The organism is Chamaesiphon sp. OTE_20_metabat_361 (genome assembly GCF_031364565.1).
In genome coordinates this window covers 1-14,077 of sequence record NZ_JANLWO010000874.1, presented here as the reverse complement: position 1 = coordinate 14,077, position 14,077 = coordinate 1, and the positions used below count along the sequence as shown (strand labels likewise).

Sequence of the window (14,077 nt, the reverse complement as noted above, 5' to 3'; positions counted from 1 at the left end):
TGACAGCATCCTGAAATATTCGATCGAATCTGGGTATTCTAGATACATGGTTATTTTCATGTTACAACTCATACCGTTAACGATCTGATAATTGACAAATTAATTGATGCCGCAGCAGTAGTTAGTACTTCGACCCCAGTGCTAGTGCTAGTTGTCGTTGCTGCAAGTATTCGGCGACTTCTTGCTGATGATTTAGATAAAACTAATGGTGCTATGGACATCTGACAATTTTAGAGCCGGATACTTGCAGCACAAACTCATCGACTAATTCGATCGATTCTACTACTGTCTCGATCTCGATCGAGTCTTTTGCTCTAGTAGTTCGATTTCCGCTAGAATCACGGCTGCGATCTTATTTTGTTTGCAAATAGAACAAGTCTTTAGTTTAGCAATAGCTTGTTCCAACAACTCACTCATATAAATCAGTCTAAACGAGATATTTCGCTATCATTGTCCACCACCAATTCAGAAAGTTTTTGATCTATCAAAAGTATCCGATTTTCTTGGGCAGCCCAAGCCAATACGGTTGGATCGTTTGCGCCGTAAAATTCGGTGTCTTGAACGCGGATAATGTCGATATCAGGTTGACGGCGTAATAATCCTCGCAGAATTGTGTTATCAAAGTTCTCATCCGCCAGCAATTTCAACATACCAATTTTTCTGCTCGACGTGCTAACAACCTATCTCGCAATCCTTGGGGGTCAAATTTTTGCTCGCTAATGAGTCGGATTTCTAGAGCTTGCTGTTGTCGTTGTTGCAAGTATTCGGCGACTTCTTGCTGATGATTTAAATAAAAACTAATGGTGTTATGGACATCCGACAATTTTAGAGCTGGATATCGATAGACGATTTCTTCGGCAGTTGCGCCTTGATTGAAGGCAGCTACGACTGTATCTAGGGTTACTCGTGTTTTACCTACTCTGGCGACACCATCGACATCAAGTTCGTTGGCGGAGCCTCTCCCCTGGAGAATCGGTATAGTTTGCGCTACGATTAACAGCATTGTCTAAATATCTCCTACTTCAATCACTTTTATCTGATGAATCATCCGTGTTGCTTTGTCCTGGTGGTAAGCGTAAACGGTTTTCTTGTTCCAACAGCGCATTTTTCAGTTGTAAAACTAGATTTTCTTGTTTGAGTTTTTCTTTTTCTCGTTCGTTGTTTGCCCTATCTTCATTTCGTTGAACTACTCGCGCCAAATTATCGACAGCCGATGTCAAATCTTTCAAGTCTTGCCTGAGTTCTCTAATATCTGCTGCATTCTTTTCAACTTGTCCCTTGAGAGTGAGAAGATCTTTGCCGAAGCTATATAGTTTTTCCCACATTATTTGATGAGTGATATCAAGTTGGCAATCATTTTTCTTGTATCTACTTTCAATCGATCGGTCTCTGCCTGATCTGCTTGAATGCGAAGATCGCTGAGTCCAATCTTGGCAAGGATAGTCTCTATCTCTTTCTCTTGTGATTCTTGCTTGTGGGTGTCTTTCTCTTGCGAAAGCTCTAGTTCTGGAGAAAAGGCGGCTTCCATAGGTCAATACCTCTGTTATTGTGTCGATCTACGATCGAGTCTCGATTCTACTATTATAAGCTATGTTCCAAGCTAGGCAATGCTTCTATCTCGATCGCGCCAGCATTGCTTTACCAAATCGGGCAATGCGAACATCGATCGCAATCACTCCAATTAATCTAGTTCGATCTGGCTGAGTATTAGTGTTGGTAGACGCGGAATATTGTTGAAGCCTTTATCGTTAGTCAAAAATCGATTGCAATTAAGATCGATCGAGGTAGCTGCATGGATAGCATCTGGAGTTTTTAAGTTGTGTTTAGCGCGTAGGTTAGTTGCTGATATTAATAAGCTCCTAGTTATTGGTATTAGTTCGATGCCAGAATCGAAGAGTAGTTTGTTATAGCTATCGACCGATTGTTGATTTTGGCTTTTGAGAGGTTTAACTAATACTTCTGTGATGATGAGTTCACTACTAATCAGCGAGATCTCACCTTCAGCAAATTTACGCCATAAAACTTCTAGAGTTTTCCAGAATTTCAAATCTACTTCTACCGTATAAATGAGGATTGATGAGTCGAGATATACTCGACTACCCTGCGGTATGTTCAATTTGTCCATACTGCCTTCTCTTCGAGGATTTCAGCATCGATTTCTTCTGGTGTCTTGAATGATGTTTGTTGCGATCGAAGGTTTGTAATAGTCTCTAATACTGAGCTTCGTTGTCTAGTATTAATATATTCGATGACCTGAATCTGCTCCGTTGATGACAATCGATCGATCTCTGCCAGTACTTGTTGTAATTGAGGACTCATCTTTCTACCTCTGAATACTTAATATCTATTTTAAATTGGTTTTCGTTGGTTGAAAACCTGCTTTCTCTTCTCTTCGAGAGGCTACGCCAACGAGACGCTACGCGAACGGCAAGCGCAAGTTCTAAAAGTTATCGAGTAACAGATCGTATTCGGCATGAGAACCAACCCAAAACCAGACAATCGAGTCTTCATCTAATTGCCCGACGGCTGGATAGTCTTTGTTGATGCGGACAGAGTAAATCGGTAATTTGGGATGAACTTTCTTAAATCGCAAGCTGGGATAACTGGGATCTTGCTGGAATTGGCGATATGCTCTGCGAGTCCGATCCTGAATTTGCTTTGGAAGATCGGCAAACATCTGACGAAACTTAGGAGTGGTAATAGATTTCACAGTGTCTCTGGATCTAACTCCTGCGTTTTGCCAGCGCGATGTTCTGCCATTGCTTCACCAGCAAGTTTAGCCAACAGATCGGGAGAACGCGCAAATGATTCGTCCCATCGATTATCGTCTTCGATTTCTTCTAGAATCATTGCGGCGATTGAATCCTGCTCACTAATAGGACGAGTTTTTAGTTTGGCAATAGCTTGTTCCAGCAATTTAGTCATACAAATCAGTCTAGGTATAGTTAATCTGGTCTAGTTTTATTTTAATCGTTGGCGTAGCCTCTTTTTAGAGAATCGATCGCCAACTCAGAAGGAAAAATTCAGTCAAGCGGCTTAATTCTATTGCTCTTCACTATTTTTGTTGATATGCTTGATGAAAAATACTAAATATATAGAATAGTCAAAATGTACTTCGTCGTCATATCATTTACATAATATTTGAGCGGCACAGGAATTGATTATGGCTCATTGCTGCTCAAGAAACTCATGACTCAAACTCAGTCGGAGGGATTAGATCTAAATTCCCGAAAAGAAGCACTCAGTTATGCGTATATTGATTGCATTACAACTACAGCAGGTTATGTATGTGAGATAAAAGGCAGAGGAATGGACAATGCTGGAATTGATTTGACAATTGAAGTTCCTGGAGAAATATCATCATGTTTGTCTCCAAGGCTAGATGCTCAAGTCAAGTGTACATCAAGAGATTGTATAAAAGGTAATTTTCTTTACTTTGATTTAGAGGTGAAAAATTATGTTAGGCTTATACATAATAGGCCAATAATACCCCAACTTTTGATTGTTACGTTGGTTCACCAAGATGTAAATGAGTGGATCAAAATTAGTGCAGAAGATAAAATTTCAACTACACTAAGAGCTAGTGCCTACTGGATTTCTTTAAAAGGAAGGGAATCAACAGAGAATACTACCAAGATAAGGATCGAGATTCCCCTGAGTCATAGACTTTCACCTGAAGTTCTCACGGAAATCATGAGAAAAATAGCTCAAGGGGAAGAACTATGAAAACACCAACTTTAAATATTGATGAGCTAAAAGATGTCGATCCAGGCACAGTATTAAAGTATCTAGAAAGTAATGGATGGCTGAAGGTTGAATCGAAGTCAACATCTGACTATATAATATCTAAATATTCTGCTCAAGATACTAAAGAAGCATTTGTTTTACTACCTTTAGATGATAGTATTCCAGATTTCCCCTCTAGGCTTTACGATCTTATTAAAGTTGTAGCAGTTGTAGAAGAACGATCTCAGAGTAATGTACTTGATTCTTTTAAGTCTGCGAAAGAATTTGCAAAAGAAATAGATAGAGATATTCTAAACTTTAGACTCAAATTCAAGGATAGAAGCCAACGGGAAGTACCAGCGGGAGGGCTTGGGAAGCTTTTGACATCTTTTCAAAATTTAGTTAATGGGATCGCTCAATCTCGCTCTGGCAGCCCAACCGCTCAAGGATTAATACCTAATATTATACTTAATCAATCTCAAATTTCTGTAATTGGATCGTTTGAAGGATCTTTTGGGTTAAGAATTGCTTCGACACCACCACCAAAAATGGAACAGTTAGATGCTTTTCAAAAGTCTGAACCGCTTATTCGAGAAGCTTTCAAGGAGTTATTTGACTTAGTAAAAGCAAGTCAAGATAGAAGTAACGATCAGCTTCTGAAAGAAACATTAGTAAAATTAGGAAAAAGATCGGCATCAAGCTATAGAAATTTTCTGATAGCGTTATCTGATTTAAAAACTGACAACGATATAGAATGGGGATCTCCAGACAAAAAATTAGGAGACTCTATTGAATTTCCTCATAAAGCAGTTTTGAGAGCTTTATCAATAGTGACAAAAAATATTGCAGAAACATCCATTGAGTTTGAGATTTTTGGTGAGTGGATTGGAGGAAATAAAAGACAGAAAAATTTTGAAGTGAAAGATATTGCTAATGGAAAAACTTACCGTGGCAATGTTTGTGATACAGCACTAAGAGATATCGAAGTGCCAAATATTAGCCAACTGTACAATGTGATAATTCTAGAAGAACCTAGTTTAAATGAGGCAACTCAAGAGATAAGCAGAAAGTACACACTCTTAAAACTGGAGAAGTCAAACAACGACTAGCGATGAAAAAAGGTAAAGTGGCGCAACCCACTTTACCTTTTTATGTATATTTCAGAATCTAAGCACTAACAGCTTGTTTAGCACTGGCTTCTGGCGTTTCCGCCTCTGAAGGAGGAACCAACTGCCAGAACTTAGGCAGATACTCCGCCCACCGACTCAAGATTTCCTGCGCTTTCTGACTCCCTGTTTTCGCACCATGCGCCGCAATCAGATCCTTCAATTGCTGCTCACCTGCTGCTGTTTGTACCCGTTGCCATTTGACGATTTCGGGATTGATTTTGGCGATGAATGAGTCGTCTTCATCAAGGAAATAACCCAAACCGCCTGTCATCCCTGCACCGACGTTGCGCCCGACTTGTCCGAGGACGACGACTACGCCGCCTGTCATGTATTCGCAGCAGTGATCGCCTGTGCCTTCGACTATGGCGGTGGCGCGGGAGTTGCGGACGGCGAAGCGTTCGCCTGCGCGTCCGTTGGCATAGAGGTAGCCGCCTGTGGCTCCGTAGAGGCAGGTGTTGCCGATGATCACGTTGCGGCTGGTGTCGAAAATGGTGCCTGTATAGGGTTTGATGACGATTTCGCCGCCGTTGATGCCTTTGCCTACATAGTCGTTGCTTTCGCCTGTGAGGTTGAGGCTGACTCCTTCGTGGTTGAATGCACCGAAGCTTTGTCCGGCGGCTCCCTGGAAGTTGAGGGTGAGTTGTCCTTCAAATGCGCTGTCGCCGTATTTGAGGGCGATGGCACCGGAGATGCGGGCACCTACAGATCGATCGGTATTCACCACCTTGTATGACTTTGTGGCGATGCCTTGATTCTCGATCGCACTCCGAACATCTACATCTGCTAGAATCTCATCATCTAATACGGCTCCATTGGTATGGATATCGCCATGAGTGAGGAAGGATCGATCGAGCTTAGTATCTGGTAATTGAGTCAGACAGTCGAGGTTAATTGCGGCGACTTTGGTTAGCTTCGCTTCTGGGCGGAGGGTGAATAGATCCGCACGTCCGATTAATTCGTTGAGGGATTTGTAGCCCAGTCGAGCCAAGATGCTGCGGACTTCTTCGGCGATGAACAGGAAGAAATTGACGACTTGTTCGGGGATACCTGGGAATCGAGCGCGGAGATCTTCGCGCTGGGAGGCGACACCGACGGGACATTTATTGGTATGACAGACTCGTGCCATAATGCAGCCTTCGGCAATCATGGCGATCGAACCGAACCCATATTCTTCTGCTCCCATCAGGGCGGCGATCATAATATCCCATCCTGATTTTAATCCACCATCGACACGAAGTAAAACTCGATCCCGAAGTTGATTTTCCATGAGGACGCGGTGAACTTCGGTGAGTCCTAGTTCCCACGGGGTGCCTGCGTGTTTGATGCTGGATAGAGGCGATGCGCCCGTACCGCCGTCGTGTCCAGAGATTTGGATGATGTCTGCGTTGGCTTTGGCGACTCCGGCGGCGATGGTACCAATGCCGATTTCGGCGACTAGTTTGACGGAGACAGAGGCTTTGGGGTTGATTTGGTGGAGATCGTGGATCAGTTGCTCTAGATCTTCGATCGAGTAGATATCGTGGTGCGGTGGGGGTGAAATCAGCATCACGCCTGGTTTGGAGCGGCGGAGCATGGCGATGTACTGGCTGACTTTTGGCCCTGGCAATTGTCCGCCTTCACCTGGCTTGGCACCCTGAGCGAGTTTGATCTCGATTTGTTTGCCGTTGATTAGGTATTGGGGGGTGACTCCAAAGCGTCCCGAAGCGATTTGGACGATCGCGCTTTTAGCAATATCGCCGTTGCGTAAGCCTTTGAGGTGGGGGAGGATGGCGGATTTACCATCCACGGCATCATCGATCGTTTTGTAGCGGACGGGATCTTCGCCGCCTTCGCCGCTGTTGGACTTCGCGCCGATGCGGTTCATGGCGATGGCGAGGACTTCATGGGCTTCGCGGGAGAGTGCGCCCAGCGACATGCCACCCGTGCAGAACCGTTTGACGATATCGACCACAGGCTCGACTGATTCGATGTCAATGGGGTTTCGATCGGATTTGAAGTCTAAGAGGTCGCGCAGGGCCGTGACGGGGCGTTCCTGAATATGTTTTTTGTAGACTTCATAGTGATCGTAGCCTTCCTGAGTCGCATAAGCGTCTACGGCTTTGTGGAGAGCCTTTGCCAGTTGGGGGCTATTCATGTGGTATTCACCACTGGGGCGATAGTTGAAGAAGCCGAGGTTTTCGAGTTTCTTCAGCTCTTTGGGGAATGCTTTGTGGTGGAAAGTCATGGTTTCCTGCGCCACATCAGCGATGGTTAAGCCACCGATGCGGGAGGTGGTGCCAGTAAAAGCGATATCGAGTAATTCGCGCCCGATGCCGATCGCTTCAAAGATTTGCGCCCCTTGGTAGGATGAGAGTAGGGAAATCCCCATTTTGGAGAGGATTTTGAGCAAGCCATCTTCGGTTGCTTTGCGATAGTTAGCCTGCGCTTTTTCGATGGTAATATCTAGTTCGCCGCGTCCGATGGCGGCTTGGGTTTTGGAACCACACCACCAGCTACGGACGGATTCCCAGGCGAGATACGGACAGACGGCGGATGCACCGAAGCCAATCAGACAGGCAAAATGGTGGGTACTCCAACATTGCGCTGTATCGACAACGATCGAAGTACGCGCGCGCAAACCTTGTTTGGTGAGATAATGATGCACCGCACCCACAGCCACCAGGGGGGGAATATAGGTAGTTTCGTCGGTTAAACCTTCAGCAGTCCAATCGCTAAGAACGAGGATTTGTTTGCCTGTCTTGACAGCTTCGAGAGCGGCGGTACATAATTTGTCGATCGCGAGTTTTAAGCCACCGACACCATCATTAACTGGGTAAAGTGTGGAGATAAATTCGGTTCCCAAGGATGATGCTTTAATTACTTCTAATTCCGCCTCATTTAATAGGGGACTAGTTAACTTCAGCATCCCCGCATGTTCGGGTTTGGCTTCGAGTAAATTACCCTTTTTACCCAGACTGACATCGAGCGACATGACTAATTTTTCGCGCAGCGGATCGATCGCGGGGTTAGTTACTTGCGCGAAGCGTTGTTTAAAATAGTCGTATAAAGGATGCGCTTTTTCGGATAATACGGCGAGGGGAATATCATCGCCCATACAGAAAGTTGGCTCCTTGCCATTTTCTGCCATATCGTTGACGATCATCGCGACATCTTCTTCGGTGTAGCCGAATGCCGTCTGCTGCTTGAGCAAGTTTGCCGACTCTATCCGACAACTATTCAAAAATGCTTGGTTAGTCAGGGTTTGACGATGCTCTTTCAACCACGCACCGTAGGGATGCACCTTGGCAATCCGCTCTTTAACTTCCCAATTGTGGAGAATCTCTTGAGTTTCTAAATCTACCACGATCGTTTCACCAGGGCCGAGCCGACCTTTTTCAACGATTTGGTCTATGGGTAAATCTACCACCCCAGCCTCAGAGCCGACATAGAGATAACCATCCTTGGTAATACAATACCTTGCTGGACGCAAACCATTGCGATCGAGTGCCGCCCCAACTACCTTACCATCAGAGAATGCCAGTAATGCTGGGCCATCCCAAGCTTCCTGTAAGCCCGAATAATACTCGTAAAAATCCGTAATCTCAGGATATTTATCTAATTCCGGCTGATTCTTGTACGCTTCTGGTACCATCATCATTAAACCTTCGATCGGACTCCGACCGGAACGGACGATCAGTTCCAAGACATTATCTAATGTCCCCGAATCGCTATTGTCTAAATTCAGAATCGGCTGCAACTCTCTTAACCGCTCGTTCCACAGCGGATGATTGAGATCGCTTTCCCGCGCGGTCATCCCATTAATATTGCCCAAGAGCGTATTAATTTCGCCATTGTGCCCCAGCACCCGCATCGGTTGAGCCAATGGCCATTTTGGTAAAGTGTTCGTACTAAATCGACGGTGATACACCGCAAACGCCGCCTTAAATTCAGGATTGGTTAAGTCACTGTAAAACTCACCCAATACAGCCGATCGTACCATCCCTTTATACACGATCGTCCGACCGGAAAGAGAGCAAATATAAAAATTGTCCCCCGGCTTAACCGTGCCCTCAGCCTGCATTGCTTTGACAATCTTGCGGCGTACCATGTACAACTGCCGCTCTAGCTCATCGCCTAGCTCAGTCCCCGCCATAACCATCTGCTCGATGTATGGTTGATTTTCCCGCGCCTGAACACCCAACGTTTCTGGCTTAACGGGTACTTCCCGCCACCCGAGGAGCTGACACTGCTCCTGCGCGATGACATCCGCAATAATCTGCTTCGCCACAGCGCGTTTTGCCGCATCTTGTGGTAAAAATACCATCCCCACCGCCAATCGTTGGCTCAGTTGCTCAGAATGAGAATCGCGATCGCTGTGACTAGCTATAATCTCATCAAATAATCCCCACGGAATCTGCGTCAAAATCCCCGCGCCATCGCCAGAATCGCGATCCGCGCTACAACCGCCCCGGTGTTCCATACAAGTCAGAGCTGCCAACGTCTGTTGGATTAACTTATGACTGGTATCCCCGGCTGGACAGGCAATGAATCCCACCCCGCAGGCATCCCGTTCCTCGACCAACCACCGGGAGCCTAAATATGGCTCGTTATTGTTGGTAGTTGAAGTGGTGAAATTGTCCATGCGCCAATGATTATCTGTGTGGTTCATAGTTATGTAGTGCGGGTGGCGATCGGTAGATAATTTAGTGTAGAGTCGGGTTCAAATAGCTCTGAAGCAAGGCGCAGCCACTTTTGGGTGTCGTCTCAGATGTCGATACTGGAGTTGATGTCGATCTATAGCTTTTACCAGGATTTCAATTTAATTTATGTATCTTCAGTTACTTTATATTGTTATCTTAGACTGTCGATCGGCTGCGATCCTCTCGGAACCTCAACCATAGACGATGCGATGTAACGCTGCATAAATTTTGGAGTCTGACAACCTGCGATCGAAGGAGATTTGAACCGATCTCTATTGTATCAATGATTCGCGATCGCGGGAAACCTAGCAAACTAGGTCGATCGAGCGAGTCTATAGATCTTTAAGGATTTATATTATACAAACAATTTCTCAAGTTTTGCTGGAGCTACAGATCGATCGAGTCACTAGCAGATTGAGGTGTCTTCAAAGCCGATGCTTTCATATAAATCGGCGATCGCCAGTTGCAAATCGAAACGACATTAATGTCAAATTAGCTTCGCATTCGACTTGCGTTGGCGTAGCATACCGGAGGTAATCGAATCTTGTCTGTAAATAACTTATTTGCTCTGGTCGCAACTTCTTCCACAGTCCAGAAAATAGCTTGTTGCATATTCTTACCGAGTTAGTTAAATACTGAGTTTATTTTAATCGATTTGTTCTCTGTTGAGTCTTCTTCTTAGTGGCTGCCGATCGAGATTACCAGTAAAAGATCTGGGGAATGTACGCTTTACAGCCGTACAATGATACATTATTGTCGATCGACTGAAATCATGGACATGAACACGATTCAACAACTAAAGCTAATAAGAATGCACGGTTGCAAGCGCGTGTGACACTAGAGCAAAAACAACTGATGGAAAGGGCTGCAAGTTTTTGAGTTCGATACAAAGCCTTAAAATCTATCTGAAAAGCCCCATCATTGGTTACTCTCTCGGTATTGCCACTAAAAGCTACTCCGACACCTTTTGGATATTAATGCTCGATAGCAAAGCACGCCACCAAGGCGGTCGATATGTCGAGATCGATAATGTATATTTGAGAAAGTCATTAAGTTCCGATAATAAGTCTGGATTATCTTTCCATACTTTAACCTTACTGTCTCGATCGACTTTTGCAATGAAAGGTGACACCTGCCGATCGTAAAGCTTCTACAATTAGCTTGTTGCCCAAACAACGATCTATAAAAAATGTTGTTGGTTCAAACTCAATTATGCAGAAATTGTCGATAACTCACATCTAATTGCTTCTTCGATCGAGAGCCTGTCACAATCATAATCGACAGCGAGTTCATCGATCGAATCTCCCGCCGAGTAGCGTTCTTTTAAGATACTAGTTGCTATTCCCGTACCATCGATCGTTCTTCGCCCAAAAGCAACTCGCGGATCTATAACCACAATGCGGGGATTATTTTCTTCGTGAGAACGAGTGAAGGGATACAACTTGATAGCAAGTCCACCATCGTCTGGCTCGATCCGTTCTAAGTGAGTATTAATTGCTAGTTTTAATTGATTGCGTTCTACTTGACTAGCTTGAATTAATTCTCCATAACGATCGATAAATAAATCTACTCCATCTGTACTAAATGCTTGAGTAGCGAGTGGATGCGCTACCTTAAATCTTTCATCGATAAAATCGAGAGCATTTCTAACTCGGTTTAGTTGAATTTTGTGATGCTGGCGAATAGCCCGCAAGACATGAATTTCGACAAGGTTGGTAAATGAGAGTAAATAGGGTTTAGATTGGGAGATCTCAATAATCGGCGCGAAAAATTTGGAGCCACTTTTAACGGGATAGTTATGTCCGATCGTCCACGATCTAATCGTACTAACCGGAATTCGTAAATAACGAGCAGTATCTTGGATCGAGTAGATGGGGATACGTCGGGAATCGATTTTACTGTAGAGGGTGTTCATATAACTTGTTGCATATTTTACAAAATTATTTACATCTTGACTCTATTTTAGCTGTTTAACTGCTCGTTCATCTGTTCAGTTTTCTAATTATCAGAGGTCGATCAATATCTTCAGATATAATCTGTTTGAAATCCATGCAACAGGTATGGTATCACTCGGCATAAATTTGAAATTATAGGGAATGATGGAGAGATTGTTTTAGAGACAACCTTAACGCAGGGGCAGATCTCGAAGTTTAACAGTCTAGTTAGTAATATGATTATTGAGGGAGGTGCTGCCTATATTCCTATTGATAAATTACATGGAGTTCTTCTAACAAATAGTAGACAAAGAGCTATAGCAATCGTTAACAATCATAAGGATATCGTTAAAGCTTATTTAGTCAGAGATCCTATTCAATTTTAAAAATATGGAGTTTCAGCGGCAATAAGACCATTAGGACTTTATGCTCTTCTCGAAACATTAGCTGAAGATAATCCGAAGCGAGCAAGTGACTATAGAGCTAGTCTTGCACTCTTAGCTTATATAGTTGCGAAAAATCCTCAGCTTGCACTTTCATCCAGCATTAAGGCTAAACATCAAGAAGCACTAAAAGATTCTGTTATTGGGAAACTCAAAAGACGAAACAGCGTTTGTCTTTTGAGTGAGGAACCTTTCATAGACGGAGAGGAAAAACATGCTCATCATATTGAGGGCGAATCTGAAGATCCTGCCCTTGCGACTGACAAAGAGAATTTAATTTTACTCAAAGGTTGGATTCATACAGATTATCATGGCTGGCTTAATCAAAAAGGACTACCAATAAATAGAGAAAGCTTAAAGTGTTATGCAAAGATGAAAAACTTTTCATTGGCAGCCTTATGAGAAATTAAAAATCTATAACTAAAAATCCCCCGCCACTAGGTGACGAGGGATTCTATTTAACTACTGATAACTTCAGAACTAACTATCCGAACTTACCAGCAGTAGAGGCAATTAAGAAGGCGGCGTAGGTGAGGATGTAGCCGACTGTGAAGTGAGCTAGACCGACGACCCGACCTTGAACGATCGACATTGCAACGGGCTTGTCTTTCCAACGAACTAGGTTCGCAAGAGGAGTGCGCTCGTGTGCCCAGACAACAGTTTCGATCAACTCTTGCCAGTAACCACGCCAGCTAATTAAGAACATAAAGCCAGTTGCCCAGACGAGGTGTCCGAAGAGGAACATCCATGCCCATACAGACAGGTTGTTCATCCCGTAAGGGTTGTAGCCGTTAATTAACTGTGAGGAGTTCTGCCAGAGGTAATCGCGCAACCAACCCATTAAATAAGTCGAGGACTCATTGAATTGAGCAACGTTACCTTGCCAAATACCGAGGTGTTTCCAGTGCCAGTAGAATGTTACCCAACCGAGGGTGTTTAACATCCAGAACATTGCCAGGTAGAACGAGTCCCAACCGGAGATGTCACAAGTACCACCACGACCGGGGCCATCACAAGGGAAGGCGTAGCCGAAGTCTTTCTTGTCGGGCATTAATTTGGAACCACGGGCATCCAGCGCACCTTTGACAAGAATCAAGGTGGTGGTGTGAAGTCCGAGTGCGATCGCGTGGTGGACTAAGAAGTCACCAGGGCCGATGGTTAAGAACAAGGAGTTCGTACCGGAGTTGATGGCATCCAACCAACCGGGCAGATAAACTGCACTGCTGGTAGAAGCTAAACTATCTGCGTTTGAAAGTAAGGTATCAAAACCGTAGAGTAGTTTACCGTGAGAGCTTTGAACGAATTGTGCGAACACTGGTTCGATCAAGATTTGCTTCTCAGGCGTACCAAAGGCAACTACAACGTCGTTGTGGACGTAGAGACCGAGGGTATGGAAACCAAGGAACAAAGATACCCAGCTCAAGTGGGAAATAATTGCCTCTTTGTGCTCTAGCATCCGCGAAAGCACGTTGTTCCGGTTTTGCTCTGGATCGTAGTCACGAACCCAGAAGATCGCACCGTGGGCGAATGCACCGACCATCAGGAACCCAGCGATGTACTGGTGGTGGGTGTATAGCGAAGCTTGGGTGGTAAAGTCCTGTGCCAAGAACGCATAAGGCGGCATGGAGTACATGTGTTGAGCCACCAGGGAGGTGATCACACCGAGCGAAGCCAATGCCAACCCGAGTTGGAAGTGAAGGGAGTTGTTGATCGTATCATAAAGACCTTTATGACCGTCGCCGAGTCTGCCTCCGGGTGGTTTGTGAGCATTGAGGATGTCCTTAATGCTGTGACCGATCCCAAAGTTAGTCCGGTACATATGTCCAGCAACGATGAAAATCACCGCGATCGCTAGATGGTGATGCGCCATATCAGTCAACCACAAGGATTGAGTCTGAGGATGGAAACCACCTAAGAAAGTCAAGATTGCTGTACCAGAACCTTGGGAAGTCCCAAAAATCTGTTGAGCGGTATCAGGATTTTCGGCATATACGCCCCAGTTACCTGTGAAGAAGGGTTGTAGCCCTGCTGGGTGAGGTAGTGTACTGGTGAAGTTGTCCCAACCAACGTGCTGACCGCGAGATTCGGGGATAGCAACGTGGACTAAGTGACCAGTCCAAGCCAGA

14 protein-coding genes and 1 pseudogene are annotated in these 14,077 nt (G+C 44.6%); 3 read left to right on the top strand and 12 right to left on the bottom strand.

From position 1 onward, the window contains the following. Positions 1–485: 485 nt before the first annotated feature. From RMO35_RS24625 to RMO35_RS24590, 8 genes and pseudogenes are all read right to left on the bottom strand, one after another. Positions 486–650 (bottom strand): annotated as a pseudogene (locus RMO35_RS24625) (DUF5615 family PIN-like protein); the annotation flags it as partial. Next, complete coding sequence (locus tag RMO35_RS24620) at positions 644–1,003, bottom strand: DUF433 domain-containing protein (RefSeq protein WP_309745306.1); 360 nt, start codon at positions 1,001–1,003, stop codon at positions 644–646. The gene RMO35_RS24620 and the pseudogene RMO35_RS24625, both read right to left, overlap by 7 nt. 19 nt (positions 1,004–1,022) lie before the next feature. After that, positions 1,023–1,325 carry a hypothetical protein gene (locus RMO35_RS24615; RefSeq protein ID WP_309745304.1) on the bottom strand — a complete coding sequence of 101 codons (303 nt, stop codon included), beginning with the start codon at positions 1,323–1,325 and terminating at the stop codon, positions 1,023–1,025. Further along, positions 1,325–1,528, bottom strand: coding sequence for a hypothetical protein (locus tag RMO35_RS24610; RefSeq protein WP_309745302.1), 204 nt, complete (start codon positions 1,526–1,528; stop codon positions 1,325–1,327). The genes RMO35_RS24615 and RMO35_RS24610 overlap by 1 nt, the downstream gene beginning before the upstream one ends. Positions 1,529–1,681: 153 nt before the next feature. Continuing rightward, a complete protein-coding gene (locus RMO35_RS24605; RefSeq protein ID WP_309745300.1) occupies positions 1,682–2,125 on the bottom strand; it encodes a type II toxin-antitoxin system VapC family toxin in 444 nt (147 codons plus the stop codon). After that, complete coding sequence (locus RMO35_RS24600) at positions 2,113–2,319, bottom strand: hypothetical protein (protein WP_309745298.1); 207 nt, start codon at positions 2,317–2,319, stop codon at positions 2,113–2,115. The genes RMO35_RS24605 and RMO35_RS24600 overlap by 13 nt, the downstream gene beginning before the upstream one ends. A 121-nt stretch (positions 2,320–2,440) precedes the next feature. Then, positions 2,441–2,710: a hypothetical protein gene (locus RMO35_RS24595; protein WP_309745296.1), complete on the bottom strand. Its 270-nt coding sequence runs from the start codon at positions 2,708–2,710 to the stop codon at positions 2,441–2,443. Further along, the gene (locus RMO35_RS24590) at positions 2,707–2,925 is read right to left on the bottom strand and encodes a hypothetical protein (protein ID WP_309745294.1); all 219 of its coding nucleotides are present in this window, start codon (positions 2,923–2,925) and stop codon (positions 2,707–2,709) included. Before RMO35_RS24590 ends, RMO35_RS24595 begins: the two co-directional genes overlap by 4 nt. A gap of 216 nt (positions 2,926–3,141) precedes the next feature. Between RMO35_RS24590 and RMO35_RS24585 the strand changes: the two genes are divergently transcribed. Next, entirely contained in the window at positions 3,142–3,726 is a 585-nt protein-coding gene (locus RMO35_RS24585) for a DUF4365 domain-containing protein (RefSeq protein ID WP_309745292.1), read from the top strand. After that, on the top strand, positions 3,723–4,835 hold the full coding sequence (locus RMO35_RS24580; RefSeq protein WP_309745290.1) for a hypothetical protein: 1,113 nt from the start codon (positions 3,723–3,725) through the stop codon (positions 4,833–4,835). Before RMO35_RS24585 ends, RMO35_RS24580 begins: the two co-directional genes overlap by 4 nt. A gap of 58 nt (positions 4,836–4,893) precedes the next feature. On the opposite strand, the gene gltB is transcribed toward RMO35_RS24580, so the two are convergent. The 3 genes from gltB to RMO35_RS24565 form a co-directional block, all read right to left on the bottom strand. Further along, positions 4,894–9,543, bottom strand: a complete 4,650-nt coding sequence (gene gltB, locus RMO35_RS24575; RefSeq protein ID WP_309745288.1) for a glutamate synthase large subunit — start codon at positions 9,541–9,543, stop codon at positions 4,894–4,896. Positions 9,544–10,526: 983 nt separating this feature from the next. After that, entirely contained in the window at positions 10,527–10,706 is a 180-nt protein-coding gene (locus tag RMO35_RS24570; protein ID WP_309745286.1) for a hypothetical protein, read from the bottom strand. 78 nt (positions 10,707–10,784) lie between these two features. After that, entirely contained in the window at positions 10,785–11,489 is a 705-nt protein-coding gene (locus tag RMO35_RS24565; protein WP_309745284.1) for a DUF433 domain-containing protein, read from the bottom strand. A gap of 639 nt (positions 11,490–12,128) precedes the next feature. On the opposite strand from RMO35_RS24565, the gene RMO35_RS24560 reads away from it, so the two are divergent. Next, positions 12,129–12,353 (top strand): hypothetical protein, encoded by a 225-nt coding sequence (locus tag RMO35_RS24560; RefSeq protein ID WP_309745282.1) that lies wholly within the window; start codon positions 12,129–12,131, stop codon positions 12,351–12,353. An 82-nt stretch (positions 12,354–12,435) separates the two neighbouring features. On the opposite strand, the gene psaB is transcribed toward RMO35_RS24560, so the two are convergent. After that, the coding region (gene psaB / locus RMO35_RS24555) for a photosystem I core protein PsaB (protein WP_309745281.1) at positions 12,436–14,077 on the bottom strand (1,642 nt) is incomplete at its 5' end.